The organism is Ensifer sp. LC163, assembly GCF_001695855.1.
Lineage (GTDB): Bacteria > Pseudomonadota > Alphaproteobacteria > Rhizobiales > Rhizobiaceae > Ensifer.
Map to the genome: position 1 here is coordinate 1 of NZ_MBSS01000017.1, position 25,140 is coordinate 25,140.

Sequence of the window (25,140 nt, forward strand, 5' to 3'; positions counted from 1 at the left end):
AGATGGGTGCGACGGCGATCGTCTTCGGCCTCGGCGGCATCGGCCTCAACGTCATCCAGGGCCTGCGGCTTGCCGGCGCCGACATGATCATCGGCGTCGACCTCAACAACGACAAGAAGGAATGGGGGACACGCTTCGGCATGACCCATTTCGTCAATCCGAAGGAGATCGGCGACGACATCGTGCCCTACCTCGTCAACATGACGAAGCGCGGGGCCGACCAGATCGGCGGCGCCGACTATACCTTCGACTGCACCGGCAACACCAAGGTGATGCGTCAGGCGCTCGAGGCCTCGCATCGCGGCTGGGGCAAGTCGGTGGTCATCGGCGTTGCCGGCGCCGGCCAGGAGATCTCCACCCGGCCGTTCCAGCTCGTCACCGGCCGCAGCTGGATGGGCACCGCCTTCGGCGGCGCCCGCGGTCGCACCGACGTTCCCAAGATCGTCGACTGGTACATGGAGGGCAAGATCGAGATCGATCCGATGATCACCCACACCATGGCGCTCGAAGACATCAACAGGGGCTTCGAGCTGATGCATTCCGGCGAGAGCATCCGCAGCGTCGTGGTATACTGAGCGCGGGTTCAAAACCGCATCACGAATGCAATCCGTTCATCGCATCGCCAAGCGTCCGCCTAGCGATGCCAGTGATCGGCCGGGCATAGCGCGCCGGCCATGAAGGAGGAGAAGCCCATGCCAAGCATTGCGATACATCCATCCCTCGATTCCGGTTTCAAGGCGACCGACGCGGCCTTCTCGGGCGGCACACTTGTGTGCAACTGCACGAGCAACGCTGTGAAGGTCCGGATCAAGGGCGACATTGCCCATAACCATGCCTGCGGCTGCACCAAGTGCTGGAAGCCCGATGGTGCTGTCTTCTCGATCGTCGCCGTCGCGCCGACGGACAATGTCGAGATACTCGAAAACGGCGACAAGCTCGCTGTCGTGGATCCGGCCGCTCTTATTCAGCGCCACGCCTGCAAGGACTGCGGCGTGCACATGTACGGCCCCGTCGAACGCGACCATGCGTTCAAGGGGCTTTCCTTCCTGCATCCTGAGCGGTTCCAGGAAACGGGCTGGGCAAAGCCCGGGTTTGCGGCCTTCGTGTCTTCGATCATCGAAAGCGGATACGATCCGGCAAAGATGGATAGCGTGCGTGCCCGCCTGCGAGACCTTGGTATCGAGCCCTATGACTGCCTCAACCCCGGCCTGATGGACTACATCGCCACCTGGACGGCGAAAAAGAGTGGCGCGCTTAGGACGGACACCGCCTGAGCGACTTGCCGCAAGCACCTCATCGTTCTCGATATCCACCAACAGGTAACATCGAATGCATAGCCTGCCCCCCGAATTCAAAGCCGAAGTCCGTAAAATTGTCGGTGAAGGAAACCTCAAGGACGGAGAGGCTATTTCCACGATCGACCACGGAGTTGCGCCTGAAAACCTGGGGGCAGGCGCTGTCGTCCTCCCGAGAACCACCGGGGAGGTTGCCGCCATCGTCAAATGTTGCCTCACCAACGGGGTCTCGCTCGTCACCCATGGAGGACGAACCGGGCTCGTAGGCGGGGCGATGTCTCGGCCGGGCGAACTGGTGCTTTCGACCGCCCACCTCAATCGGATCCTGCATATTTCACCGATCGAGCGCGTTGCAGTCGTGGAGGCTGGCGTGACACTACAGGCGCTGCAAGTGGCGGCCGCGGAGCATCGACTTGAAACAGGGATCGATTTGCCGTCGCGCGGTTCGGCAACTATCGGAGGCATGGCCTCGACGAATGCCGGGGGTATTGCAGCCTTTCGGTTCGGGGTTATGCGGCATCGCATTCTTGGTCTGGAGGCCGTGCTCGCGGATGGCTCGATCTATTCCGACCTTACACGCGTCGTGAAAAACGCCGCCGGCTATGATCTAAAGCATCTTTTCGTGGGGGCCGAAGGTACGCTCGGCATCATAACGCGCATTGCCGTCAAACTCGAACCCCAGCCCCCTGCCACAGCAACAGCCCTCTTTGGCTTACCATCGGTGGATGCCGTGCTCGAGACGGTTCGTCGAGGGCTCGACGCAGAATATGGTCATCTACGCGCGGCGGAGGCGATCTGGAATACCTATTTCCGCCTGACATCCGGCCACCATCGCTGGTCGGCGACGGACTACAATGCCGACCATCCAGTCAACCTGTTGGTCTCGCTCGGCGGGACCGAAGAGGCAGCGTTGCAATCGGAACTCGGCCGTATCTATGAAGACCTCATCGAAGCTCACCCCGACGTCTCGGCCGTGATTGCGTCCTCGGGCACGCAGGAGGCGGATCTCTGGCGGCTACGCGAAGACACGGACCTCATCTACCGAAAGCATCCGAGCGCGCCATCCTACGACGTCTCGGTCCCTCTTTCGGAAGTCGGGAGCTATCTCGATCGCTGCCTTGCGGATCTGAGCGAAGTGGATGCCGCGCTCGATCCCTACGTGTTCGGCCATCTTGCCGACGGAAATCTCCATATCGTCCTCAACGCGGCCGGCCGTGACATTCCGGGCGAAAAGGCGAAAGCCATTGAGAAGGTGGTGTACAGGGACATAGTTACGATCGGCGGGTCGTTCTCTGCCGAGCATGGGATCGGCACCAAGAGAGCGGGGTCACTGTCAGCCACATCGAATCCGGTCAAGCTGGCGCTGATGTATCGGGTCAAGGACGCGCTCGATGCGTCGGCGATCCTCAATCCCGGAAAGGTGTTGTGCGCGGACGCGCTTTACAGCGCCGCGCGTCAAATATGACGCGCAAAGGACGCTGTAGCGCTTTAAACCTGCTGCATAATCTTATCCTTAAATCGGATCCGATTTAAGGAATTATGCAGTAGAGGCTGACCTCCCTTAAAATGTGGCAAGGCGGCCGCTATGTGCAAAGCCAATCTCTGCGACGATTTCAAATGCTCCTGCGTTAAGATTGCCATTCATAACGGAAATATATGATTTTATCTTATTCTTTCATGATTTCGTCCTCTCGACGGCCTTGACTCCAGAATGCGAGCACTGACACATTCAGTTGTCAGACATCTTACATAAAAGGGGATCGTGGCTGACGGATCGAATAGGAGGATCATGTGAGGAAGCTCTTTGTACGATTGGCCGTAGGCGCCGCATTCGTCGCCGCGGCCGCCTCTGCCCATGCCGGGCAGACGCTTGACCGCGTCATCGAAAAGAAGGCGATGGTCGTCGCCACCAACAGCGGCTGGCCGCCCCAGAGTTATCTGGACGACAGCAACGAGATGGTCGGCTTCGATATCGACGTCTCCCGCGAAATCGCCAAGCGCCTGGGCGTCGAGGTGAGCTTCGAGACGCCGGACTGGGCAACGTTGACCGGCGGCCGCTGGCAGGGACGCTACGATCTCGGCGTCGGTTCCGTAACGCCAACCAAAGCGCGCGCGCAGGTCATCGATTTCGTCGGCATCTACTACTACAGCCCCTATGTCTATGTCGTGCACAAGGACAGTGAGGCGAAGTCCGTGACCGACCTCAACGGCAAGGTCATCGGCGTCGAGACCGCGACAACGTCGGAAGACTTCATCAACCGCCGGCTGGAAATCGACGCGCCGGGCTTGCCGCCGATCGAATACAAACTAGAGCCGGGCGAAGTGCGAACCTTTGCCGATTCGATGCTGCCCTTCGACGATCTTCGTCTTGGCAGCGGCGTGCGCCTCGACGCGGTGATCGCGCCTGAGCAGACGGCCCTCAACGCCATCAAAAATGGCTATCCGCTCCGCAGCCTGGAAGGTGAATATGCCTTCCGCGAGCCGCTCGTCGTGATCGCCGAGAAAGTCGATCAGGACTGGACGGCAAAGGTCGGCAGCATCATCGAGGAGATGAAGAAGGACGGCACTCTCAGCACGCTGACCACCAAGTGGTACGGCAAGGACTACAGCACGGACTGACGAGCATAGCGGCGTGGGTCGATCTGGCCCGCGCCGCAACACGCATCTGGGGGAGCCGCACATCATGACCTATCCTGATACCTACTATAAGCGCACCATGGTGGATCAGACAGCGCGCTCTGCTCTGTCTGGCTCGCACGATTGCGACGTCGTGATCGTCGGCGGCGGCCTCGCCGGGCTGTCGACTGCCCTGCAACTGGCGCGTGCCGGCAAAAGCGTCACGGTTCTGGAAGCCGAAAGCGTGGGTTACGGCGCATCCGGCCGAAACGGCGGCTTCGTCAGCCCGGGCTACGCAACGGACGGCGACGAAATCGCACGCGTCACCGGCGAAGAAGCAGCCCGCAGCCTCCATCTGCTGTCGATCGAAGGCACGGAGTTCATCCGTGAAAACATCCGCGCCCTTCAGATCGATGACGCGCAGCCGCAACCCGGCCTGATGAGCGTGCTGCGCTACGACGATGCTGCAAGCCTCAAGGCCTATGCGGAAGACACCAGCCGGCGCTACGGCTACGAACTCGAATTCATGGATCGCGACGCGGTCCGCGCGGTCCTCAAGTCGGACCGCTATTTCCAGGCATTGCGCAACCGCAATGCGTTCCACATGCACCCGCTGAACTATCTACGCGCCATCGCCCGCGAGATCGAACGTCTTGGCGGCCGCATCTGCGAAAGGTCCGCGGTAAAATCCGTGGACCTGGCAGGCGCACAGAAGCGGGTGAAAACGGCTGGTGGAGGCGTGACGGCCCGCGATGTCGTCTTCACGACAGGTGGTTATACCGGATCGCTCAACGGAAAGCTGAAGCGCTCCTTCCTGCCGATCGCAACCTACGTCATGGTCAGCGAGGATGCGCCGGATCTTATCGCATCGGCGATCGCAACGAAGGACGCCGTCGGCGACAACCGCCGCGCGGGCGACTACTACCGCGTGATCGATGGCGGCCGGCGCCTCTTGTGGGGCGGTCGCATAACCACTCGCGCAGCCTCGACGGACGCGCTCGTGCGCGAACTGCGCGCCGAAATGGTCGGCACCTATCCGCAACTCGCCGGGTTGAAGACCGAAATCGCCTGGTCGGGCCTCATGTCCTACGCCCGCCATCTGATGCCCCAGATCGGGCGCATGAGCCCCGGCGTGTGGTATTGCACGGCCTTCGGCGGACATGGCCTCAACACGACGGCGATCGGCGGCAAGGTCATCGCCGAAGGCATTCTCGGTGAGACCGAACGCTACAAGCTCTATGAACCGTTCGGCCTCGTCTGGGCGGGCGGGCTTGCCGGGCTTGCCGTCGCCCAGCTCACTTATTGGAAGCTCCAGGCACAGGATTGGTGGCGCGAGCGCGCCGCCTGAGAAACGGGAAAGGTCTGAACCATGATCGGTCGATTGATACTCATCTATCCCGAAGCCTCGCGCCGTGCCGGCGCGCTGCTGATCCTCACCCTGGTGGTCCTTGCGCTCTACATGCTCGGTGTCAGCTCTGCCTGGATCGGCCATGTCCTGCCCGCCACGGCAGGTTGGCTTGGCGAAAACCCGACCATGGGGCGGCTGGTTTCGTCTCTCCTGATCGCGCTCATCGTTGCCGCCAACTGGAAAGCGTTGCGCCAGCTCTCACAGCGCCAGCAGGTGGTCGGCGTCTGGCTTGAGCTCTTCGTGCTTCTGATGCTCTTCTTCTACTCGTTCGACCTGTCCTTCGCCTTCATCGCCAAGAAGATCGGCTTTCTCGTCTCACAGGGCGTGGTGACGACGCTCTACATTTCCGCGATCTCCATCGTGATCGCGACGGTCATCGCGTTGGCCGGCGCAATCGCCAAATTGTCCAGCAACGGTGTCGTCTACGGCCTCGCCACCTTCTACACCTCGCTGTTTCGCGGCCTGCCGCTCCTGATGCAGATCTACATCATCTATCTCGGCCTGCCGCAGGTCGGCTATGTGATCGGCGCGGTGCCTGCCGGCATCCTGGCGCTTTCGCTGTGCTACGGCGCCTATATGACGGAAATCTTCCGCGCCGGCATCCAGAGCATTTCACGCGGCCAGACGGAAGGCGCCACCGCACTCGGGCTCAGCCCCAACCAGACCCTGGCGCTCGTGATCCTGCCGCAGGCGATGCGGGTCATCATTCCGCCGACCGGAAACCAGTTCATCGCCATGCTGAAGGACTCCTCCCTCGTCTCCGTCGTCGGCGTCTGGGAAATCATGTATCTCGCCCGCACCCAGGGCCAGACCGAGTTCCGCCACATCGAGATGCTGATCACCGCATCGATGATCTACTGGATCCTGTCGATCGGGCTGGAATACGCCCAGTCTCGCATCGAGGAGCGCTTCGGCCGCTTCAATGCCCGTTGACGCGCCCGCCACGGCCCGCGGCGGCGCGTCGATCGTGCCGTCGAACGGCCGTGGCGCCCTTCTCGTTGTTGTCGCCTTCGCGATCTTCTCGGCCACCGATGCCATCGTGAAGGTCATGGCATCGGGCCTGCCGGCGCCACAGGTGACGTTCCTTGTCACCGCTGCCGCCCTCGTTGCACTGTTGATCCAGTCTTTCGCAACCGGCCGAAGCGGGCGGCTGATACCGCGCCAGCCCGGCCTCGCCCTCTGGCGTGCGCTGTTGCTGGCGATCGATACGATGCTGATCCACTACGCCTTCGCCAAGCTGCCGTTGGCGGAGGCCTACCTGATCGCCTTTCTCACGCCGATCCTCGTTGCAGTTCTCGGTTTCGTGTTTCTCCGCGAACGGCTTTCGGCGGTCGGCTGGGTGGGCGTATTGATCGGCTTCGCTGGCGTTACCGTCGCCCTGAAGCCGGGTGTGGCGCCCCTCAATCTCGGCCATGCCGCGGCGCTCGGCTCTGCGGTGTTGTTCGCGCTTTCCCTGATCTTGCTGCGCCGGGCGAAAGTGGCGGAAACGGATGAAGCACTCGTCGGAAGCCTTCTCGTCGTAATGACGCCTGTTGCGCTTGGTGTCGCTGCCGCGTCCGGTGGATTGCTGCCGATCGACCTTGCCGACCTCGGTCTTGCGATTGCCGGCGGCCTCTTGCTTCTCGGCGGCCATGCGCTGCTGGTGCGCGCATTCCGGATCGGCGAGGCCTCGGTGGTCGCACCGTTCCAGTACAGCCAGATCATCTGGGGATGCATCTACGGGGTTCTTCTCTTCTCGACCCCGGTGGAACTGCACATGATCGCCGGGGCTGGAATCATCATGCTTTCGGGCTTGCTCGTTCTGAAATAGTCCCCGGCCCCGTCAGAGCGGCTGCGGCAGCTGCGGAAAACCGCCGACATGCATGCAGGTCAGGGCAGCCCGGTCGCGCCCGGCCGCAAGGCAATCAGGTAGTGGCAGACCCGCAATTCGGGCTGCGAGAAAGCCGGCAATGAAGCTGTCGCCGGCACCGGTCGTGTCGACCACCTCGACCGGCCGGATGCCGATCGAAGCAGTTTGTCTTCCATCGCCGACCATGGCCCCCTTGCTGCCCCGCGTGACGACGGCGAGCGGCACGCCGCATTCCAGCAGGCGGCGCAGCAAGGCTTCCGCCGTCGCGTCGTCGTCGCCGGCGGAAGCGAAGGCGATCGCCAGGCCCTCGGTTCCGAGATTGACCGGATCGGCATTGACGGACACATCCTGCGACACACTGATACCGGCATCGGCGAGCGTGCGGCGCAGAACGCCCCCATCGTCCATCCAGCCGATATGCACATGATCCATGGTCTTCAGGACGGCAATCTCGTCCGCGTCCGGCTCGTAGCCGGCGCAGACGCCGAAATCCTCGAAGGTGAAGACGCGGTCGCCGGAGGCAAGCACGTCGATCTCGGTATAGGCGGTGACGCCGACACGTTCCCGCATATACGTGACGTCGACACCGTTGTCAGCCAGGAGATGCCGCGTTCGCCAGCCGGCCGGATCCGAACCGACGGCGCCGAAATAGTGCGAGACGTGGCCGAGCCGGGCGAGTTGTACCGCAACGTTGACAGCGTTGCCGCCAACAAGCGATTGCGAAAGCGGAGGCTGGAAGCGGTCTATGCAATTGTCGCCGACGGCGGCGAAGCGGAAGGTTTTCATGCGCATCTCGGGATAGGACGCCAAAGCCGCGAACGCGATGATGCGCATTCGCAGCTCCGGATTATCGCGTCAAGCAGCAAATATCAGTAGGCGACGCGCTTGTAGTAGCGCCTTGTCGTGAGCGGGTGGTTGCGCAGGACTTCGAGATGGGCGCTGATGCGCTCCAGCACAGTCGCCAGCAGCACGGGCGACACCAGCGCCCGCACATCGGCCGAAACGCCGGGCAGTGCGAACTCGGCGGTGTCGAGAACGGTCAGCTTGTCTGTGTAGACCGGCGCAAAGTTCTGGACGCGGTCGGCAAGCGGGCGCGCCGCATCCTCGCCCTTGAAGAGAATGACGCTGACGCCCTTTTCGACGAGTTCGAGCGTGCCATGGAAAAAATCGGACGCGTGTACGGGACGGGTGCGGATCCACTGCATCTCCTCGAGGATGCACATGCCGTAGTAGAACGCTTCCGGCCAGACGTTCCCGGCACCGGTAATGATGTGATAATCCGAGCCGGCGAGGATCTTGGCAAAGGCCTCCGCCTTCGGCTCATAGGCCCGCTTCACCTCCAGCAGCAGCGCCGGCATGCGGGAGAGCTGGCTGACGATCTCGGCGTGGTTTTCGATCTCGCCACGATGGTTCAGGATCGCGAGCGCGATGAACAGCGACTGCAGATAGAAGGATTCGCAGGACGTATCGTCCTCGGCAAAATTGACGAAGACGTGGTCTCCCCCCTTGCCGAGCGGCGTCTCCTCGTGGCCGACCAGGGTCACAACTGTCGCGCCGATTTCCTTCAGCCTGGCGAGAAGGGCCACACTTTCCTTCGTCGTGCCGGAAAGCGACGGCATGACGACGATCGACTTGTCCGTCAGGTGGGTCGAGCCGGTGAGCACCAGTTCCGCCGGCATGTCGATGAAGGCAGGAAAGCGCGAGCGCCGCTGCAGCAACTGAGCCGCGGGCTGCATCAGGATCGCCGCGCCGCCGGTGCCGAGGAAGAAGATGTTGTCTGCGCCCGCCGAAAGACAGGAGACGATCACTGTTTCCAGGCGGTTCTGCAGCGCGACTGCGCCGGACTGGATACGGAGGAATCTCTGTTCGTCAAAATTCAGCATGGTTCTGCTCTCGATGTTTGCAGGAAGCGATGACGCTTTAGTTGTAAGACAACTGACATCGTTGGAAATACCTGTCAAGACGGCTTTCCGCTATTTGTGGAAATGCGCACGTGAAGCGAAGCGGACGCGCCCACAAGCCGGGCTTTCGTACACTTGACCGGCAAGGATTTGTCAGACAAGAACGATTAGACGATCAACGACAACACGAGGCATAGAAGTGCAGGAGCCCCTTCGCGACTCGCGCACCCTGGCCATTCAGCTTCGGGACCGGATTGCCGATCTCATCCGGTTGGAGGGGCTGAAACCGGGGGAAAAGCTGCCCACAGAAGCGCAGCTCACGCAGCGCTTCAAGATTTCCCGCCCGGCGCTGCGCGAAGCCCTGAAGCTGCTCGAACAGGACGACGTGATCTATGTCGAGCACGGCCGCGGCCGCTTCGTTTCGGCGCTCTCGGCCGTGCAGGTCGATCGCCCGATCACCGTCTTCGAGAGCGTCACCGACATGGCGCGCCACTACGGTTACACCACCGTCAACAAGGTGCTGTCGATTTCCGAGGAAACACCCGACACGCGCGTCGCCGACAGCTTGCATCTCTCGCCCGCCGGCCGCGTGATCCGCATCGAGCGCATCCGTCTGCATGATGACGAGCCGATCCTCTACTGCATCGACTACGTTCCGCGCAGCATCATCCCGGCGAAGCTCTACGACCTCGACTGGAGCGGATCGTTGATGGACCTGCTCGAGGAATACGGCAGCCGCCCGCGCATGTCCGCCGCCAGCGTATCCTCCGTCATGCTTCCCGATGACGTCATCGAGCGCCATGACCTCAGGGATTTCGGGCCAGCCCTGCTCATCACCGAAACCTGCTTCACCGCAGCCGGCGTCCCGGTGAACTACGCGATTGACTATCACCGCGGCAGCCATTTCTCCTTTAGCCTGACGCGCAAGTAGGCGATTTCCGAAGAACAGGCGTGCTGGACGCGATGTGGGAGCGTCGGCTTAATTTTTCGGGTTTCTGTATAAGTGGGCATGATATTCGAGCGCCTGCGCGTCACGGCCGATGGCCGCGACCGCGACGAGCTTGCCACCTTTCTTGTAGCTGACCAGGCAATCGCGCGCGGCGATGTCGCCATCAACCTCCAGTCTGTCCCAGCCCTCGGCATGGCCGACATAGCGGACCGTGACATCGTAATGCGGGCTCCAGAAGAAGGGCACGTCCCGGAAGGGCTTCCCTGCGCCGAGCATGTTTTCCGCGGCGATCTGTCCCTGGCGTTCGGCGACCACCCAATGCTCGACCCGGCGGGTTTGACCGATCTGGCCGTCGCGCCAGCGCGCCACGTCGCCCGCCGCGAAGATGCCCGGTGCAGCTGTTTCGAGATAATCATCGACGAGGATGCCATGGTCGGTAGCGATACCCGCCGCTTCGGCGAGCGCGGTATTCGGCCGGACGCCCACGCCGATGATCACGAGATCGGCAGGCAGTTCGGCACCACTGCTCAGCGTGACCGCGTCTGCTCCGATCGAAGCAAGCGAAGTGCCCATGTGGAGCCTGACACCATGATTTTCGTGAAGTTCCCGGATGAAGTCGCCGAGTTCGGGGCCGAGCACCTTTTCCAGCGGCCTTGCATCGAGCGAGACCACCTGCACATCCAGCCCGCGTGCTCGTAGCGCGGCCGCTGTTTCCAGGCCGATGAAGCCCGATCCCAGCACCACCGCCGATTTGGCCGATTTCGCCCGTTCGACGATGGCACGACTGTCGGCAAATGAGCGCAGGGTAAAGACATTGGGCTGGTCCGCGCCGGGGATCGGCAACCGCACCGGTTCGGCCCCCGTCGCAATGAGAAGGCGGTCGAAGGGGAAGGTGCGGCCGCCCGTAATCGTGACGACGCGCGCCGACACGTCGATCCCGCTCACTTCAGTCCCAAGCTGGAGATCGATGTTGCTCTTGCCGTAAAAGCCTTCGGACTTGAGCGGCATCCATTCATCCGGCGCGTTGCCTGCCAGGTAGTCCTTCGACAAGTTCGGGCGATCATAGGGCGCATCGGCATCCTGGCTCAGCATGGTGAGCCGCCCCTGGTAGCCGCGCCGACGCAGCATCTCGGCGCAGGAAAATCCCGCCGCGCCGCCACCGATGATGACGATGTCCTGCGGCTGGCCCATTGCCGATCCAGCGCGCTGCGGCTCGGATGTTTTGCGCTCGCGGACCACGATCCGGTCGCCCTCGCGCTCGACCTGCCAGCAAGGCAGCGGATCGAAGGCAGGGGCGCCAAGCGCCTCGCCGGTGCGCAGTGAAAAACAGGCATGGTGCAAGGGACAGCGCACCGTGTCACCGACGACGATACCCTTTTCCAGCGGCCCGCTGTAGTGGGTGCAATTGGCGCCCACCGCCAGGATCTCATCGCCGACACGGACGAGCAGGACCGCCTTCTTGCCCACATGGCCGCGCAGCATCGGCGTGTCGTCGAAATTGGCAAGGGTGACGCCCTCGGTCAGATCGGGGCCGGCATCCTCGTTTGCATGTGAGGCCATGGCATTTCTCCTTCCACGCAACTCATCGTGACGGGGCGCGGCAAGCATTCCCCTGTTGAATGTTCACTCCTCGTCGGAAAGCCCCTCCGCCCTGCCCTTCGCCAGCACGGCGGTGACAATCCGGTCGCAACGGGCGCCATCGAAGCAGAAGGCGTCACCAAGGGCGGAATCCATTTCCTGAGCCAGGCTTTCGCGCAGCAGGCTTCGGGCGCGGAAGAAGCGGGTGCGCACGGTGGCCGCCGGAATTTCCAGCGCCAGCGCCACCTCCTCCACGCTCATCTCCTCGATCGCACGCAGCATGAAGACCGTCCGGAACACCTCGGGAAGCAGGTCGATGCGCGCCTCCATCAGCTTGCGCATCTGTACGCGCATCACCGATTGCTCTGGGCCCCGGCCAGGCTCATCGGTCAGTGCCGCCTGGGTTTCGGGTTCGGAAGAAATCATGGCAACCTCTAATGGGATCACCTGCGCGCTCTTGCGCCGCAACCGCCCAAGCGCCTCATTGGTTGTGATGCGCACCAGCCAGGTCGAGAGTTTGCTCTCGGAACGGTAGCTGGGCAGGGCGCGCCAGGCGCGCAGATAGGCTTCCTGGACGACATCTTCCGCCTCGGCGTCGTTTCCGACAATGCTGCGCGCCGTGCGGAATAGAAGCTGATTGTGGCGGCGCATGATAGCCGCGAAGGCTGCTCCATCGCCGTTGGCGGCGCGCGAGATCAGCTGAGCCTCCGTGGCGTCTTCCGAAGGCCGAGGCGTCACCCGGCGAGATGGGACTTGCATATGTGCCACCGTTCGTTGAATGGACGAAGAGACCGGTGCCGTGTTCTGTCACCGCCCCGATTGTCGGCGTCATGATCGTGAACTGCAATAGTATTGAGGTACATGACAGGCACACCAGTTCATGAGATTAATCTTTGCCTCGGTTCCGCAGGCTCAGAAACTCGCCGCGTAAGGCCGCATCTTCAAGGAAAGCGCCTCGCATGATCGAGTTGGTCAATACGGACCGTTCGTCCTTGACGCCGCGCCAATGCATGCAGGAATGATCCGCTTCCATGATGATCGCCAGCCCGTCGGGCTTGATGCGATGCTCGAGCTCATCCGCAAGCATGACCACAGCCTCCTCCTGGATTTGCGGTCGGCTCATGATCCAGTCGCATAGGCGGGCGTATTTGGACAGCCCGATCAGGTCGGACGCGGCATTCGGCAGGACGCCGATCCAGACCTTTCCCATGATCGGGCACAGGTGGTGCGAGCAGGCGCTCCGCACCTTGACCGGGCCGACGATCATCAGTTCATTGAGCCGCGACACGTTCGAAAACGCCGTGACCGAAGGCGCGGCCTGGTAGCGGCCGGAAAACACCTCACTGATGAACATCTTGGCCACGCGGCGCGCGGTGTCGGCTGTATTATGGTCGTTCTCGATATCGATGACGAGGGCGCGGAGCACCTCCTTCATCCGCTCTTCCACCTCAAGACGCAGCTCATCCAACTCGCCGTCTTCCACGAATCCCCAGGTGTTGTCATTGGCGCGAAAGGTCTGCCCAGCCTTGAGCAGCCTCAGCCGAACCCGGTCGGACGCCTTCATTGCAGCGATCTCATTTTCCAAGGCAGGAGCAAGTGCAGTCTTGAGCAACGATAATCTCCGGTCACTTGCGCCCGGCTTCGGAGGCCGGCGCGGCAGTTGGTTGAGCCCGCCCCATCAACGGCTGCTGACGAGCATTACTTGTGCTCATGCCTGGTCACTTCCGACGCCATGGCGATAGACGAGCCGGCCACCGAACCACCCGCCAACGGCAAGAGCGAGAAAGCCGCCCTTATCGAGCAGCACGAGACGATATGCCCCTTCAGCATCTCCCGCACGGTATCCTGCGGCCAGTTCGAATTGGCCTTGGCAAGGAAATCGGCCCGTTCATGCGACGCCGTGTGAGCGTAGGCGGACACAGGGGCGAAAGCGGGCGACGCCGTCAATGCAGCCACGGCCGCAGTGAGAGCGAGGTGATGGCTGATGGCCGGGCGGGAAAACCTAGAAAACGGCATGACAGTCTCCGCGGTCGCACAAATCGCAGGATCGGACATACGTCCGGCCATTTGCCGGCATCTGCCACATCCCTTCCTGCACATTGGATGAGGTGATCGCCCGCCGTGTTCCCAAGTTCAGATGAAATTTTTTTGGATATGGCAAAAGGTAAGAGCTAGGCGACGACAACAAAGCCGGTCAAGGCAGGACTGCCAACAGTCGGCCACCGTGCCGGGATCATCAAGAAGAGGTCTTAAGTCATAGACGACTCGGGCGCGACGGCGCTCTGTCCGAGATAGACGATAGCCCGGCACTGTCGTAAACTGAGGGCCGGCTGGGGCGACCGTCCCTTCGGGAGCGAACGAATGCCTATCTTCATGGACCGGCATGATCTTGCAGGCGTTTCCGCCGCTGATGTCGCCGAAGCACATCTTAAAGATCTCAGCATACAGGACCGGTACGGCGTCAAGTTCCTGACCTACTGGTTTGACCACCGGCGGGGAACGACCTTCTGTCTGATAGATGCGCCGGACGCCGAAACCGCGCAATGCGTTCATCGCGAGGCCCACGGGTTCATTGCCGGCGAAGTCGTGGAGGTGGCGCTCTCAGCTGTCGAGGCATTTCTCGGGCGAATACAAGATCCTGAGGCGGCTGAATCGATCTCGAAAGACATGGACGCCGGTCACCGGGCGATCCTTTTCACCGACATGGTCGGATCTACCGAGATGACATCGCGCCTTGGCGATCGTATGGCCATTGAACTCATCAGAGCTCATGATGCCCTCGTTCGCGGTTGCCTGGGACGATCATCCGGCCGTGAGGTCAAGCACACTGGCGACGGAATAATGGCGGCGTTCGCCTCCACGGTATCTGCAGTCGACTGTGCAATTGAGATCCAACGCGAGTTCCATCACTACAACGCAGGCAATGCCGAGCCAATTCACATCCGCATCGGACTGGATTGTGGCGAACCTGTCGAGGACAGCAATGATCTCTTCGGCACCACGGTGCAGCTGGCAGCAAGGCTTTGCGCTGCCGCCCATAGCGATCAAATCCTGATATCCGAAAACATATACCAAGAGTACGGCAAGGCTGATGTTTTCACCCATGGTGGCCGCCACCGGCTAAAGGGATTTGCAAAGCCAATCCGGGCCTACCGGTGCGAGTGGCTGAATTACAGCGCCGCGCATCAAATATGACGCGCGGCGCTGTAATTCAGCCCCTGCGCCGGCTGCAACGCTGCCAGAACCGGTTCGCACGCCGCTTGACCGGTTAAAAGCGCCGCCTCAGAGGGTTACAGGCTTTACGGTTGACGAACATCCATATATCCAGTAATGCAGATATATGGATAACTCAGAAGCTATCACCGCACTCGGCGCTCTTGCACAGAGCACCCGTCTCGACACGTTCCGCCTGCTCGTCAAGCATGAGCCGGCGGGCCTGCCTGTCGGCGAGTTGGCGAGGATTATCGGCGTGCCGCAAAATACGATGTCGGCACATCTGAAGACGCTGGCTCAGGCTGGGCTAATATCCGGAGAGCGTCAAAGCCGTTCAATCATCTACCGCGCAAACCTCGACGTGTTCCGCGAACTGACGCTGTTCCTGATCAAGGACTGCTGTGGGGGCAACGCGGAGATTTGCATGCCGCTCGTCGCCGAACTCACGCCCTGCTGCCCGCGATGAAGGCGAGTGCATGAGCTTGCGTATTTCTCAAAAGCCGGATCAACACCACTAGGGACAAGGACAATGTCTGACCGTGTTTATAACGTGCTCTTCCTGTGCACGGGCAATTCCGCTCGCTCTATTCTTGGCGAATCCATCCTCAACGGCGAGGGCAAGGGCCGCTTCCGCGCCTATTCCGCTGGCAGCAATCCAAAGGGCGAGGTCAATCCTCACGCCATTAAGGAGCTTGAGGCACTCGGTTATCCATCCACGGGGTTTTCCTCGAAAAGCTGGGACGTCTTCGCTGAGCCAGGCGCACCGCAGATGGACTTCATCTTCACCGTCTGCGACAGCGCGGCGGGCGAAGCATGCCCGGTTTGGATCGGCCATCCCATGACCGCACATTGGGGTATCGAAGACCCGGCGGCCGTCGAAGGGACAGAAGTCGAGGTGCAACAGGCCTTCGCTCAAGCAGCGAGGTTCCTCAAGAACCGTATATCGGCGTTTCTCAGTCTTCCGCATTCCTCTATCGACAAGCTCGCCCTTGAGCAGCATCTGCGCCAGATCGGCAAGATGGAAGGCTCCACGCAGCCCCGGGAGAAGGTAAGCTGATGTCCGCGTTTGAACGATACCTTACCGTCTGGGTGTTTCTCTGCATTCTTGTTGGCATTGCGCTTGGTCATTTCATGCCAGGCGTCTTCCAGGCCATCGGTGCAGCGGAAGTCGCCAAGGTCAATATTCCCGTGGCCATCCTCATCTGGCTGATGGTCATTCCCATGCTGCTGAAGATCGACTTCGGATCCTTGTCCAAGGTCGGTAGCTACTGGCGCGGAATCGGTGTCACCCTGTTCATCAACTGGGCGGTCAAGCCTTTCTCCATGGCACTGCTCGGCTGGCTATTCGTGGGCTACCTGTTTCGCTCGTGGCTGCCCGAAGATCAGATCGACTCCTACATAGCCGGGCTGATCATTCTTGCCGCAGCCCCGTGCACCGCCATGGTCTTTGTCTGGTCCAACCTGACAAAGGGGGAGCCGCATTTCACGCTTTCACAGGTCGCGCTCAATGACGCAATCATGATTGTCGCGTTTGCTCCCATCGTCGGCCTGCTTCTCGGCCTTTCGGCGATCACCGTGCCGTGGGACACGCTGATGATCTCGGTCGCGCTGTACATCCTGATCCCGGTGGCGATCGCGCAGGTCCTTCGGAAAATGTTGATGGCCGATGGCACGACGAAGGCTCTCGATGCGCTGTTGACCAAGCTGCAGCCCCTATCGCTCGTGGCGCTGCTGGCAACGCTGGTCCTATTGTTTGGTTTCCAGGGCGAACAGATCATAGCCCAGCCGACCATCATCGCGCTGCTTGCCGTCCCGATCCTGATCCAGGTCTATTTCAATTCTGGCCTGGCGTATCTGCTGAACCGGATGACTGGCGAACAGCATTGTGTTGCGGGACCGTCCGCACTCATCGGAGCATCAAACTTCTTCGAACTCGCGGTCGCGGCTGCCATCAGTCTGTTCGGCTTCCAATCGGGTGCTGCGCTCGCAACCGTCGTTGGGGTCCTCATCGAGGTGCCGGTGATGCTGTCCGTCGTCTGGATCGTGAACCGCTCCAAGGGCTGGTACGAAGCAAGCCCTTCCGTCGCCAAGAACACCGTCATCGAAAAAACCGTTGCCGAAAGGGCATGATCATGGACGTCACCATCTACCACAATCCCGAATGCGGAACGTCGCGCAACACGCTGGAGATGATCCGCAATGCGGGTATTGAGCCAACTGTCATTGAATACGTGGACACGCCTCCGACGCGCGACCGGCTTGTGCAGATGATTGCCGATGCCGGGCTCACAGTTCGTGAGGCAATTCGCGAAAAAGGCACCCCGTACGCGGAACTCGGCCTCGACAACCCGGAACTGACAGATGAACAGTTGCTCGACGCCATGCTGAAGGACCCGATCCTCATCAATCGGCCGTTCGTCATCACGCCGATGGGGACGCGTCTTTCCCGTCCCTCCGAAGTCGTCCTTGAAATCCTTCCCGACACCCACAAGGGCGCTTTCACCAAGGAAGACGGCGAAAGGGTCCTCGACGAGAAGGGGCAGCGCATTGTCTGAAGCATTGCCTGCCGCCGCCACCGAACACTTCCGCATGCCTGATCTCGATGCGCTGCGTCCTCAGTTCTCGATGCACAAACCACGCATCCTGGTCCTTTACGGTTCGCTTCGGGAAATCTCCTACAGCCGCCTTCTCGCTCACGAAGCTCGTCGTCTCCTGGAGCACTTCGGCTGCGAGGTACGGGTCTTCGATCCGAAGGGCCTGCCGTTGCCCGATGAAGCGCCGGTCAGCCATCCCAAGGTGAAGGAACTGCGCGATCTTTCGGAGTGGTCGGAAGGCCAGGTCTGGGTCAGCCCAGAACGGCATGGCGCGATGACTGGCATCATGAAGGCCCAGATCGACTGGATACCGCTTTCCCTCGGCTCCATCAGGCCGACGCAAGGCAAGACGCTGGCCGTCATGGAAGTCTCCGGCGGCAGCCAGTCCTTCAATGCCGTCAACCAGATGCGCATTCTCGGGCGCTGGATGCGGATGATCACGATCCCGAACCAGTCTTCGGTTGCCAAGGCATGGCAGGAATTCGATGCCGACGGCCGAATGAAACCATCGTCCTTTTACGACCGCGTCGTCGATGTCTGCGAGGAGCTGGTGAAGTTTACCTGGCTGACCCGAGATGCTTCGCCGTACCTCACCGACCGCTACAGCGAGCGGAAAGAGGATGCGGAGAAGCTGGAAAAGCGGGTCCAGCTCAAAGCCATCTGACATGCAGCACCAATTGCGAGACGATCAGGTCGCTCGCCTCGTCGATATTTCGATAATCGTGGAAATAACACTTGACGAGAATGTGGACGGGGCCGTAGCCTATTTCCATGATTATCGAAAAAGCAGCATCCCAACTCGAAGCCCTCGGCAACGTCACACGCCTCCAGATATACCGGGCGCTCGTGCGTGCAGGTGACGATGGCCTGCCGGTCGGGAGGCTCCAAGAAAAGCTGGAAATTCCAGCTTCCACGCTTTCACACCATCTGAAGCGGCTCATCGACACTGGCCTTGTTATCCAGGACCGTCAGGCGACGACGCTGATCTGTACCGCGAACTACAAGCACATGAATGCCCTGATCGGTTACCTCGCGGACGAGTGCTGCGCCGACGCGGGATGCTCGAAGCAAACCCGCGAAACCGTGGCCTGAAGGCGTTTTTTTGCATTCAAATTTCGAAATTTCCAGAAATACGAAAGGAGAAGCACGTGATATTCCCTGAAAGGCTTCCGGTCGCTGTCATTGGCGCTGGTCCCGTTGGACTCGCCTCTGCAGCAAGATTGGTGGAGGCAGGCATCACGCCCCTTATCTTGGAGCGGGGAGCTTCCGTAGGCTCGTCCCTGATCGACTGGGGCCATGTGCGGGTTTTCTCCCCCTGGAAATACAACATCGACGATGCCGCGCGACGATTGCTCGATGATCTCGGCTGGAACGCCCCGCAGCCTGATGGTGTGCCGACGGGCCGGGAAATCGTTGAAAACTATCTTCTGCCGTTGGCGGGTGTCCCCAAGATTGCGGCCAACCTGAAGCTCGGCACAACGGTCACGGCGATTACCCGTCAGGGATTTGACAAGGTCGCATCAAACGGTCGCCAGGATGCGCCTTTCGTAGTCCGATACGACGATATCTGGGGCGAGCACGAAGTTCTGGCACGAGCTGTGATCGATGCCTCCGGCACATGGACGCATCCGAACCCGATGGGGATCAACGGTCTGCCCGTCTTTGGCGAACGCAGTTCCAGCAGGGTTTCCTATGGCATACCTGACGTTGCCGGAATCAGGCGGTCTGACTTCGTCGGCAAGCGAACACTGGTTGTCGGAAGCGGTCATTCAGCAATCAATGTCGCCTTGGCCCTGCTGGAACTTCAGGAAAGTGATCCTGCGACCGAAATCTTCTGGGCGCTCCGCCATCATGGAGTGGCTCGCCTGCTCGGCGGCGGTCTCAATGACCAGCTTCCCGAGCGCCGTGCCCTCGGATTGGCTGCGAAGAGGGCCATGGACGAGGGTCGCCTCAGAATGCTGACGTCCTTCGCCGCCAAGAGCGTGAAATCCGAAGACGAAGGGCTCGTCGTCAAGGCCATGGCAAATGGAGAGCCAGTGACACTGGCGCTAGACCGGGTGGTGGTCACGACTGGCTTCCGGCCCGACCTATCGTTTCTCCGAGAACTCCGCATTGATCTCGATCCTGCCGTCGAGGCCCCGCCAGCCCTGGCGCCTCTCATCGATCCGAACCTTCATTCCTGCGGTACCGTCCCGCCCCACGGCGTCGACGAATTGGCTCATCCGGAAAAGGATTTCTACATTGTCGGCTCGAAGTCATATGGCCGCGCTCCAACATTCCTGATGAAGACCGGCTACGAACAGGTCCGTTCCGTGGTCGCCGAGCTTGCAGGAGATCATGTCACCGCGCGGCGGGTGGAACTGGTTCTTCCTGAAACAGGTGTGTGCTCCGTCGATCTCGCAGTAAACGCCACATCGGGATGCTGCGGCGGACCCGCGCCCGTGGAGGCGGACGCCTGCTGTGCCGCTGATGCGACCGCGAAGGCCGCTGGAAAATCCGGATGCGGCTGTGCCGCACCAGTTGTCGAAAAAGCGCGAGCGTGATGATGGGAGAACGAAAGCTACCCGCATGGGCGCTTGCGGGGCTCGGCGCAACGCAAATCATCGGATACGGCACGCTCTACTATGCCTTCAGTATCCTTGTGCCCGAAATCGCGGAAGATATCGGCAAATCGCAGCAATGGGTGTTTGGAGCCTTCTCGGTGGCTCTGCTCGTTGGCAGCCTTGCTGCACCCCTGTCAGGCTACCTTGCCGACAGGATTGGCGCGGGGCGGTTGATGGCGGCAGGATCGCTGCTGGCGTCCGCAACACTCGCCTTGATGGCCGTGTCCACCGGACCGATCACCTTCGCTGTCGCACTGGCGCTGACCGAGATCGTTTCGGTCGCCGTTCTCTATGCCACCGCGTTCACTGCAATCGTTCAGACCGGGGGACAAAATGCGCAGAAATCCATTGTTCACCTGACGCTGATCGCCGGTTTCGCCTCCTCGGTGTTCTGGCCGCTGACGTCCTGGCTGCATGGTTTTCTGTCCTGGCGGGAAGTCTATCTGCTGTTCGCAGCGTTGAACCTCCTCGTTTGCCTTCCAGTGCACTTGGCGCTTGCCCGGCTGACGACCACAGCAGTGTCAGCCTCCAAGACCAGCACTGTCCCTATTAGCGAACACCGGCCTGTTGCGAACGGAACACTGCTGTTCTCGCTGATGCTGCTCGGCTTTGCCATCGAGGGCTATGCCCTGTCGGCGATCCTGGTTCACATGGTACCGCTGACACAGGCGCTCGGGTTTGGTGCAGCAGGTCTATTGGTTGCTTCCCTGTTCGGTCCAGCCCAGGTTGCAAGCCGCCTGATCAACCTGCTCTTCGGCCGCGAGCTGTCGCAGAAATGGCTGGCCGTCATCGCAACTGGACTTCTACCAATCGGTCTGACGATCCTGCTGATGACGACACCGTGGGTGCCCGGAGCTGTAATGTTCGCAATCTGCTTTGGACTGGGCTCCGGTCTCACAAGCATTGTCGGGGGGACATTGCCGCTCGAATTGTTTGGATCAAAGGGGTACGGCAGCCGCCTCGGCTGGGCCACGTCTGCGAAACAGATGATGTCGGCAATTGCGCCACTCGCCATGTCCATGTCTATGGCGGGGATCGGCGTCGTCGTCTCGATCTGGGTGACGATAGCTATCGGTGTAGCCGGGGCTTTGGCATTCCTTGCGATCGTGTCAGTCGAGCGGCGCCCTGTGGCCCTTCGACAAACGGTGAACGTCAGACGCATGCAGTGATCTCAGAACGCGCTGAGATTCGGATAGCGCCTTGACCTTCCAGGAAGCTGGAGCCGGATATTCTCCTCCTTCTGTTCGCTTGACCTTGCCATCGTTGGAAGCGTTAAGATTCCGTCCAGCATGGAGGTCATCAGGAATGGACCGTCGCGCCGACAAACTAGAAGAGAACATCCTCACTCTGTTCAAACAAGCTTGCCGACAGGGTCGGCTGGACGTCGCCGAGCACCTGCTGCAAGCACTCGAAGCGTCGAGCGAAAAAGGCAGCCGCGCCGGGCTGCCCCGTGGTCGTGAAGCATTGATCAATGCGTATCGCACTGTGGCCAAACTTCGTTACTGCATAACTCCTTAAATCGGATCCGATTTAAGGATGAAATTATGCGGCAAATTTAAAGTGTTACAGCGTCCTTAGCGCGTCATATTTGACGCGCGGGGCTGTAGGAGCGCAGGCGCCGCCCTGAACCGGTCGATAAACCGGGAAATCGCCTCGGAAATCGGAGCCGAGCCCTACCCGCAGGACCCGTGCTGCTGGATCGGCGGGCACTTCACTGAACCGAACGAGCAACACACGCAGCAGTCACCGGGATTTGGGCGTAGCAGGGTTTTGCAATTGAGGCATTCATAGAAGACCTGACAGGCATCCAAGGGCATGGTCTCGCGTTTGGCAAAGCCGCAATGTGGGCAGGTCAGCACGGATTCGAGAATGGACGGGCTGCGGGACTCGCCGGTCGTCATCGTATCAACCCCTTCAATCGTTCCCACAATCCCGGTACCGGATGTCCGTGGGGTTTCTGGGTCTGATTGGTGAGCGCGTTGACGAAGACGACGAGATTGACAGGCTCGAACTTCAGGCCGTGGAAACGGGCGCGCAGGCGGCCGTCCTGATCGATGACGTGGGTGACGATCCCGTGCATCTGCATGCCCTCCTCGCTTTCGGTGAACTTGAGGCCGTAAGCTTCGGCGATCTTGCGGGTACTGTCTTCCGGCTGGCCCGGCACTGCGGTCAGAAACATCCAGTTCACCGGGTCGAGGCCGTGCGCCTGTCCGTACTCGCTGAGCACCGTTCCTTTATCGCGCTTCGGGTCCGTGGTGATGGTGACGAACTCGACCATCGCCTTCATCGGCGTCCGGTTGATCATCGTCTGGAGTTCCGCGATTCGCTCGGCATGCAGGGGACAGACGTCCGGGCAGTTGGTGTAGACGAAGTTTAACACTACGACCTTGCCTCGAAGGTCGGACAGGCTGACGGTGCGGCCCGCCGAATCCTGCAATGTGAATGCGGGCCCTTCGTTGTCGACCGCCTGGAAGTATGTCTCCGTGGCGCGGAGGTCCTGATCGACCTCCTCGAGCGAATGTGCCAGCACCGGGGCGACGCAAGCCACCGTCATTGCGATGACAATCAGGGCTGAATGCAATGCGCGCATGGGTCACCTCTCGACAGCGGTGGCATCGCCGTGCCTGGACGACGAGTACGACCGCGGAACCGCGAGTGAAGCGGAGGCATCGTCGGTTTCCGCCGAAATGGCCGACGACGCCCCATCCGGTGAGCCAACCACGCGGCTCATGCAGAATCCAAGCGCGCACATGGCGACGCAGGGCAGCACGCTCACCAGCAGTGGTGCAACGCCGACGGCGACCAGCCAACTCCAGTTGAGGGCCGCGCCAAGGCCAAGCATGAGGGTGCCCAGCAGAACAAGCCGTCCCCGCCCGCCTCGCAGCGAGCACGGAAGCCTGTGACCAAGCGGCTGCGATTGGGTACGAGATCGAACTTCGGCTGAAATAGGCGCTCTCATAAGATTTCTCCCCTTGCCGAACAGCGCCGACGGAAGCCGCCGCGGATCGCGACTGACGCCCCAGGCAAACACGGCGGCCAGTCGCGCGAATGCGACAGCCGGCAACGCCAGGAGCAACCGACGACTCAAGGCGGATGTCGGCCCGCCCACCGCCTTCGATGTTGCCTCCATGATGATTTCGGTCATGGCGATGACCTCCCGTCCGACCTCACTCCTCCGCATAGACGGAAGGGGCCTTGCCGTCCTTGGGCACGGTGTAGATCACGAACTTCTCGGTCTTGGTGCCGGCCATGCCGGGCGACCCCATCGGCATTCCTGGCAGGGTAATGCCGGCGATCGCCGGCCTCTCGGTGAGAAGCTTGCGGACGACCTTCACCGGCACGTGCCCGTCGACCACATAGCCGTCGATGAACATGGTGTGACAGCCCTGCATTCCCTCAGCCACGCCCGCCTTGCGGCTGATTTCAGCGAGGTCGTTGGTAGGCTTCACGTCGACGTTAAAGCCGTTTTCGCGAAGATAGGCGGCATAGCCCTCGCAGCAGCCGCATTGCGGGTTCTTGTAGAGCGTCGCCTGGAGGGGGTCGGCCAGTGCCGGGGTGGCGAAGACAACGAGAGCGGTGAGACTGGCGAAGCGGATGGTGCGGTTCATTTCGGTTCTCCTTGAGTAGCTCTGTTTGTTTCAGGCGACACGAAGCACGGTCATCAGCCCGGCCATCTGGTGGTCGATCACATGGCAGTGCAGCATCCAGTCGCCGGGATTGTCGGCAACGAAGGCGACTTCGACGACGTCCTTCGGTGCGATCAACACGGTGTCCTGCCATTGGCGATGCAGTACCGGCGTGCCGTTGCGGCTCAGCACCCTCAGGCTATGGCCATGGAAATGCATCGGGTGCCACCAGGCCGTATCGTTGCGCAACACCAGCATGATGCTGCGTCCACGCTGGAACGTGAGGGCAGGTTCCATGCCCGCATGGCCGTCGCCCGTCATCGACATGCCGTTGATCGCCCATGACGGGCCACCGCCCATACCCTTCATCGTGCCGTGCATCATCCCGCCACCCATTATGCCGCCGGTTCCGGTCATCATACCGCTCATCATGCCGCCCTGGATGGTCAGATCCTGTCGCAGTGCTGCAGCAAGGTCTGGCACCGGCAAAGGGTTGCGCGGCAGGCCAAGCGGAGCATCGAGCGGATGCTCGCGGACGGGACGTCTCTCCTCATAGGCGAGCTGCGTCAGTTGGTACGACAGCCCCTCGTAGAAATCGTCGATGACGCCGTAGCGCCGTCCCGGCTCTGCCTGCATGTCCATCATAACGTCGACACGCATGGCCGGGCCGAGCAGGATGCGGCCGCGCTCCGGCTCGTGCGCGTCGCACGGCTGTCCGTCGATCGCCACGATCACAGGCCGGTGCCCTTCGAAACGCAGCGCCATGATCCGCGCGAGGGATCCGTTGACGAGACGCAGGCGGACGCGTTCGCCGGCGCGGACCGCTTCTGCCTCAGAAACCCGGCCATTGAGCGTGACGGTATTGCCGACCCGCCCGGACATCCCCGCCTCCATGCGATTGCCGAAGCCGGAGGCTATCCCACCTTCCTCGTTCAGCCGCCAATCGGTTACGAACCAGAGAAGATCGCGATCGACAGCGGCGGCTTCGCGTTCCTCGACGATCACGGCCCCGGCAAGACCGCGCCCGAGCTGCTCCAGGCTGTTCGCATGCGGGTGGTACCAGAAGGTCCCGGCGTCGGGCGGGGTGAACGTGTAAACGAAGGTCTCGCCAGGCTTGATGGGCGGCTGTGTGAGGCCGGGCACACCGTCCATGGCGTTGGGCAGCCTTATGCCGTGCCAATGGACGGTCGTGTCCTGGTCGAGGCGGTTCTCGACCAGCAGGCGAGCGGGCTCGCCCTGGCGGAGCCGCACGAGCGAGCCGGGCACAGTGCCATTGTAGGCCCAGACATCCGTCTCGGGCTGATTTGCACCGACAAGCCGTGCGCGGGCTGGTGCTGCGACAATCCGGTAACCGTCGGACGATGCAGCCCGTGCCGGGAACGGCGGCAACGCCGTCGCGAACAGAAGGCCCGCTCCGGTCTGGAGCAGGCTCCGACGCGATACGAGGCCGTTGGACTCTCTATTCACGTTCGATCCTTCCAATCATCGAGGATGATGGAACGCGTGGA

General features: G+C 61.3%; 29 protein-coding genes. 18 read left to right on the forward strand and 11 right to left on the reverse strand.

Features of this window, described 5'->3' with window-relative positions; genetic code table 11:
* The 7 genes from BC360_RS16010 to BC360_RS16040 form a co-directional block, all read left to right on the forward strand.
* Positions 1-575, forward strand: a 575-nt coding sequence (locus BC360_RS16010; RefSeq protein WP_139110066.1) for a zinc-binding dehydrogenase, incomplete at its 5' end; no start/stop codon positions are given.
* Between the two features lie 117 nt (positions 576-692).
* Entirely contained in the window at positions 693-1,274 is a 582-nt protein-coding gene (gfa, locus tag BC360_RS16015) for an S-(hydroxymethyl)glutathione synthase (RefSeq protein WP_065781882.1), read from the forward strand.
* A gap of 55 nt (positions 1,275-1,329) precedes the next feature.
* On the forward strand, positions 1,330-2,760 hold the full coding sequence (locus BC360_RS16020) for an FAD-binding oxidoreductase (RefSeq protein WP_065781884.1): 1,431 nt from the start codon (positions 1,330-1,332) through the stop codon (positions 2,758-2,760).
* 326 nt (positions 2,761-3,086) lie between these two features.
* Positions 3,087-3,914 carry a transporter substrate-binding domain-containing protein gene (locus tag BC360_RS16025; protein ID WP_065795906.1) on the forward strand — a complete coding sequence of 276 codons (828 nt, stop codon included), beginning with the start codon at positions 3,087-3,089 and terminating at the stop codon, positions 3,912-3,914.
* Between the two features lie 64 nt (positions 3,915-3,978).
* A complete protein-coding gene (locus tag BC360_RS16030; protein WP_065795907.1) occupies positions 3,979-5,259 on the forward strand; it encodes an NAD(P)/FAD-dependent oxidoreductase in 1,281 nt (426 codons plus the stop codon).
* A 21-nt stretch (positions 5,260-5,280) separates the two neighbouring features.
* A complete protein-coding gene (locus BC360_RS16035; protein ID WP_065781890.1) occupies positions 5,281-6,252 on the forward strand; it encodes an amino acid ABC transporter permease in 972 nt (323 codons plus the stop codon).
* On the forward strand, positions 6,242-7,129 hold the full coding sequence (locus BC360_RS16040; protein ID WP_065781892.1) for a DMT family transporter: 888 nt from the start codon (positions 6,242-6,244) through the stop codon (positions 7,127-7,129). Before BC360_RS16035 ends, BC360_RS16040 begins: the two co-directional genes overlap by 11 nt.
* Before the next feature lie 12 nt (positions 7,130-7,141).
* On the opposite strand, the gene BC360_RS16045 is transcribed toward BC360_RS16040, so the two are convergent.
* Positions 7,142-7,954, reverse strand: coding sequence for a PfkB family carbohydrate kinase (locus BC360_RS16045; RefSeq protein ID WP_065782128.1), 813 nt, complete (start codon positions 7,952-7,954; stop codon positions 7,142-7,144).
* Between the two features lie 83 nt (positions 7,955-8,037).
* The gene (locus BC360_RS16050; protein ID WP_065795908.1) at positions 8,038-9,051 is read right to left on the reverse strand and encodes an SIS domain-containing protein; all 1,014 of its coding nucleotides are present in this window, start codon (positions 9,049-9,051) and stop codon (positions 8,038-8,040) included.
* A gap of 217 nt (positions 9,052-9,268) precedes the next feature.
* On the opposite strand from BC360_RS16050, the gene BC360_RS16055 reads away from it, so the two are divergent.
* A complete protein-coding gene (locus tag BC360_RS16055; RefSeq protein ID WP_065795909.1) occupies positions 9,269-10,000 on the forward strand; it encodes a GntR family transcriptional regulator in 732 nt (243 codons plus the stop codon).
* Positions 10,001-10,048: 48 nt separating this feature from the next.
* Here BC360_RS16055 and BC360_RS16060 read toward each other — a convergent pair whose 3' ends face one another.
* The 4 genes from BC360_RS16060 to BC360_RS16075 all read right to left on the reverse strand — a co-directional run bounded on the left by BC360_RS16060 (position 10,049) and on the right by BC360_RS16075 (position 13,612).
* Positions 10,049-11,578 carry an FAD-dependent oxidoreductase gene (locus BC360_RS16060; protein WP_065795910.1) on the reverse strand — a complete coding sequence of 510 codons (1,530 nt, stop codon included), beginning with the start codon at positions 11,576-11,578 and terminating at the stop codon, positions 10,049-10,051.
* Positions 11,579-11,641: 63 nt separating this feature from the next.
* Positions 11,642-12,355, reverse strand: coding sequence for an RNA polymerase sigma factor (locus BC360_RS16065; RefSeq protein ID WP_065795911.1), 714 nt, complete (start codon positions 12,353-12,355; stop codon positions 11,642-11,644).
* Positions 12,356-12,482: 127 nt separating this feature from the next.
* Positions 12,483-13,208 carry a GTP cyclohydrolase I gene (folE, locus tag BC360_RS16070; protein WP_244512748.1) on the reverse strand — a complete coding sequence of 242 codons (726 nt, stop codon included), beginning with the start codon at positions 13,206-13,208 and terminating at the stop codon, positions 12,483-12,485.
* Between the two features lie 86 nt (positions 13,209-13,294).
* Entirely contained in the window at positions 13,295-13,612 is a 318-nt protein-coding gene (locus tag BC360_RS16075; RefSeq protein WP_139110067.1) for a hypothetical protein, read from the reverse strand.
* A 345-nt stretch (positions 13,613-13,957) separates the two neighbouring features.
* Between BC360_RS16075 and BC360_RS16080 the strand changes: the two genes are divergently transcribed.
* From BC360_RS16080 to BC360_RS16125, 10 genes are all read left to right on the forward strand, one after another.
* On the forward strand, positions 13,958-14,791 hold the full coding sequence (locus BC360_RS16080) for a nickel-binding protein (RefSeq protein ID WP_065781905.1): 834 nt from the start codon (positions 13,958-13,960) through the stop codon (positions 14,789-14,791).
* A 145-nt stretch (positions 14,792-14,936) separates the two neighbouring features.
* Positions 14,937-15,275, forward strand: a complete 339-nt coding sequence (locus BC360_RS16085; RefSeq protein ID WP_065781907.1) for an ArsR/SmtB family transcription factor — start codon at positions 14,937-14,939, stop codon at positions 15,273-15,275.
* Positions 15,276-15,338: 63 nt separating this feature from the next.
* Complete coding sequence (locus BC360_RS16090) at positions 15,339-15,866, forward strand: arsenate reductase ArsC (RefSeq protein WP_065795913.1); 528 nt, start codon at positions 15,339-15,341, stop codon at positions 15,864-15,866.
* Positions 15,866-16,939 (forward strand): ACR3 family arsenite efflux transporter, encoded by a 1,074-nt coding sequence (gene arsB, locus BC360_RS16095; protein WP_065795914.1) that lies wholly within the window; start codon positions 15,866-15,868, stop codon positions 16,937-16,939. Before BC360_RS16090 ends, arsB begins: the two co-directional genes overlap by 1 nt.
* Positions 16,936-17,364 (forward strand): arsenate reductase (glutaredoxin), encoded by a 429-nt coding sequence (gene arsC, locus BC360_RS16100; RefSeq protein WP_065781913.1) that lies wholly within the window; start codon positions 16,936-16,938, stop codon positions 17,362-17,364. Before arsB ends, arsC begins: the two co-directional genes overlap by 4 nt.
* On the forward strand, positions 17,357-18,067 hold the full coding sequence (gene arsH, locus BC360_RS16105; protein ID WP_083222589.1) for an arsenical resistance protein ArsH: 711 nt from the start codon (positions 17,357-17,359) through the stop codon (positions 18,065-18,067). Before arsC ends, arsH begins: the two co-directional genes overlap by 8 nt.
* A 107-nt stretch (positions 18,068-18,174) precedes the next feature.
* The gene (locus tag BC360_RS16110) at positions 18,175-18,495 is read left to right on the forward strand and encodes an ArsR/SmtB family transcription factor (protein ID WP_065781915.1); all 321 of its coding nucleotides are present in this window, start codon (positions 18,175-18,177) and stop codon (positions 18,493-18,495) included.
* Entirely contained in the window at positions 18,462-19,946 is a 1,485-nt protein-coding gene (locus BC360_RS16115; protein ID WP_083222590.1) for an NAD(P)-binding domain-containing protein, read from the forward strand. The genes BC360_RS16110 and BC360_RS16115 overlap by 34 nt, the downstream gene beginning before the upstream one ends.
* A gap of 2 nt (positions 19,947-19,948) precedes the next feature.
* The gene (arsK, locus tag BC360_RS16120) at positions 19,949-21,175 is read left to right on the forward strand and encodes an arsenite efflux MFS transporter ArsK (RefSeq protein ID WP_065795915.1); all 1,227 of its coding nucleotides are present in this window, start codon (positions 19,949-19,951) and stop codon (positions 21,173-21,175) included.
* A 136-nt stretch (positions 21,176-21,311) separates the two neighbouring features.
* A complete protein-coding gene (locus BC360_RS16125) occupies positions 21,312-21,524 on the forward strand; it encodes a hypothetical protein (RefSeq protein WP_065795916.1) in 213 nt (70 codons plus the stop codon).
* A gap of 155 nt (positions 21,525-21,679) precedes the next feature.
* Here the strand turns inward: BC360_RS16125 and BC360_RS32765 are convergent, their stop codons facing one another.
* From BC360_RS32765 to BC360_RS16145, 5 genes are read right to left on the reverse strand one after another with little or no spacing between them, the layout of a single operon-like run.
* Complete coding sequence (locus tag BC360_RS32765; protein ID WP_083222591.1) at positions 21,680-21,907, reverse strand: GDCCVxC domain-containing (seleno)protein; 228 nt, start codon at positions 21,905-21,907, stop codon at positions 21,680-21,682.
* The gene (locus BC360_RS16130; RefSeq protein ID WP_065795917.1) at positions 21,904-22,596 is read right to left on the reverse strand and encodes an SCO family protein; all 693 of its coding nucleotides are present in this window, start codon (positions 22,594-22,596) and stop codon (positions 21,904-21,906) included. Before BC360_RS16130 ends, BC360_RS32765 begins: the two co-directional genes overlap by 4 nt.
* A 3-nt stretch (positions 22,597-22,599) precedes the next feature.
* On the reverse strand, positions 22,600-23,151 hold the full coding sequence (locus tag BC360_RS30825) for a hypothetical protein (RefSeq protein ID WP_139110068.1): 552 nt from the start codon (positions 23,149-23,151) through the stop codon (positions 22,600-22,602).
* 22 nt (positions 23,152-23,173) lie between these two features.
* Positions 23,174-23,614, reverse strand: coding sequence for a DUF411 domain-containing protein (locus tag BC360_RS16140; protein WP_065795918.1), 441 nt, complete (start codon positions 23,612-23,614; stop codon positions 23,174-23,176).
* Positions 23,615-23,644: 30 nt separating this feature from the next.
* Positions 23,645-25,099: a multicopper oxidase family protein gene (locus BC360_RS16145; RefSeq protein ID WP_065795963.1), complete on the reverse strand. Its 1,455-nt coding sequence runs from the start codon at positions 25,097-25,099 to the stop codon at positions 23,645-23,647.
* Between the last annotated feature and the right edge of the window lie 41 nt (positions 25,100-25,140).

Coding starts and splice junctions, on each gene's coding strand:
- BC360_RS16035 (WP_065781890.1), top strand. CDS start 5,281: ATGATCGGTCGATTGATACTCATCTATCCCGAAGCCTCGCGCCGTGCC.
- BC360_RS16125 (WP_065795916.1), top strand. CDS start 21,312: ATGGACCGTCGCGCCGACAAACTAGAAGAGAACATCCTCACTCTGTTC.
- arsB (WP_065795914.1), top strand. CDS start 15,866: ATGTCCGCGTTTGAACGATACCTTACCGTCTGGGTGTTTCTCTGCATT.
- BC360_RS16060 (WP_065795910.1), bottom strand. CDS start 11,578: ATGGCCTCACATGCAAACGAGGATGCCGGCCCCGATCTGACCGAGGGC.
- BC360_RS16130 (WP_065795917.1), bottom strand. CDS start 22,596: ATGCGCGCATTGCATTCAGCCCTGATTGTCATCGCAATGACGGTGGCT.
- BC360_RS16115 (WP_083222590.1), top strand. CDS start 18,462: ATGCTCGAAGCAAACCCGCGAAACCGTGGCCTGAAGGCGTTTTTTTGC.
- BC360_RS16140 (WP_065795918.1), bottom strand. CDS start 23,614: ATGAACCGCACCATCCGCTTCGCCAGTCTCACCGCTCTCGTTGTCTTC.
- BC360_RS16045 (WP_065782128.1), bottom strand. CDS start 7,954: ATGAAAACCTTCCGCTTCGCCGCCGTCGGCGACAATTGCATAGACCGC.
- BC360_RS16090 (WP_065795913.1), top strand. CDS start 15,339: ATGTCTGACCGTGTTTATAACGTGCTCTTCCTGTGCACGGGCAATTCC.
- BC360_RS30825 (WP_139110068.1), bottom strand. CDS start 23,151: ATGACCGAAATCATCATGGAGGCAACATCGAAGGCGGTGGGCGGGCCG.
- BC360_RS16065 (WP_065795911.1), bottom strand. CDS start 12,355: ATGCAAGTCCCATCTCGCCGGGTGACGCCTCGGCCTTCGGAAGACGCC.
- BC360_RS16080 (WP_065781905.1), top strand. CDS start 13,958: ATGCCTATCTTCATGGACCGGCATGATCTTGCAGGCGTTTCCGCCGCT.
- arsK (WP_065795915.1), top strand. CDS start 19,949: ATGGGAGAACGAAAGCTACCCGCATGGGCGCTTGCGGGGCTCGGCGCA.
- BC360_RS16040 (WP_065781892.1), top strand. CDS start 6,242: ATGCCCGTTGACGCGCCCGCCACGGCCCGCGGCGGCGCGTCGATCGTG.
- BC360_RS16110 (WP_065781915.1), top strand. CDS start 18,175: ATGATTATCGAAAAAGCAGCATCCCAACTCGAAGCCCTCGGCAACGTC.
- BC360_RS16020 (WP_065781884.1), top strand. CDS start 1,330: ATGCATAGCCTGCCCCCCGAATTCAAAGCCGAAGTCCGTAAAATTGTC.
- BC360_RS16085 (WP_065781907.1), top strand. CDS start 14,937: ATGGATAACTCAGAAGCTATCACCGCACTCGGCGCTCTTGCACAGAGC.
- gfa (WP_065781882.1), top strand. CDS start 693: ATGCCAAGCATTGCGATACATCCATCCCTCGATTCCGGTTTCAAGGCG.
- BC360_RS16050 (WP_065795908.1), bottom strand. CDS start 9,051: ATGCTGAATTTTGACGAACAGAGATTCCTCCGTATCCAGTCCGGCGCA.
- BC360_RS16075 (WP_139110067.1), bottom strand. CDS start 13,612: ATGCCGTTTTCTAGGTTTTCCCGCCCGGCCATCAGCCATCACCTCGCT.
- arsC (WP_065781913.1), top strand. CDS start 16,936: ATGATCATGGACGTCACCATCTACCACAATCCCGAATGCGGAACGTCG.
- BC360_RS16030 (WP_065795907.1), top strand. CDS start 3,979: ATGACCTATCCTGATACCTACTATAAGCGCACCATGGTGGATCAGACA.
- BC360_RS32765 (WP_083222591.1), bottom strand. CDS start 21,907: ATGACGACCGGCGAGTCCCGCAGCCCGTCCATTCTCGAATCCGTGCTG.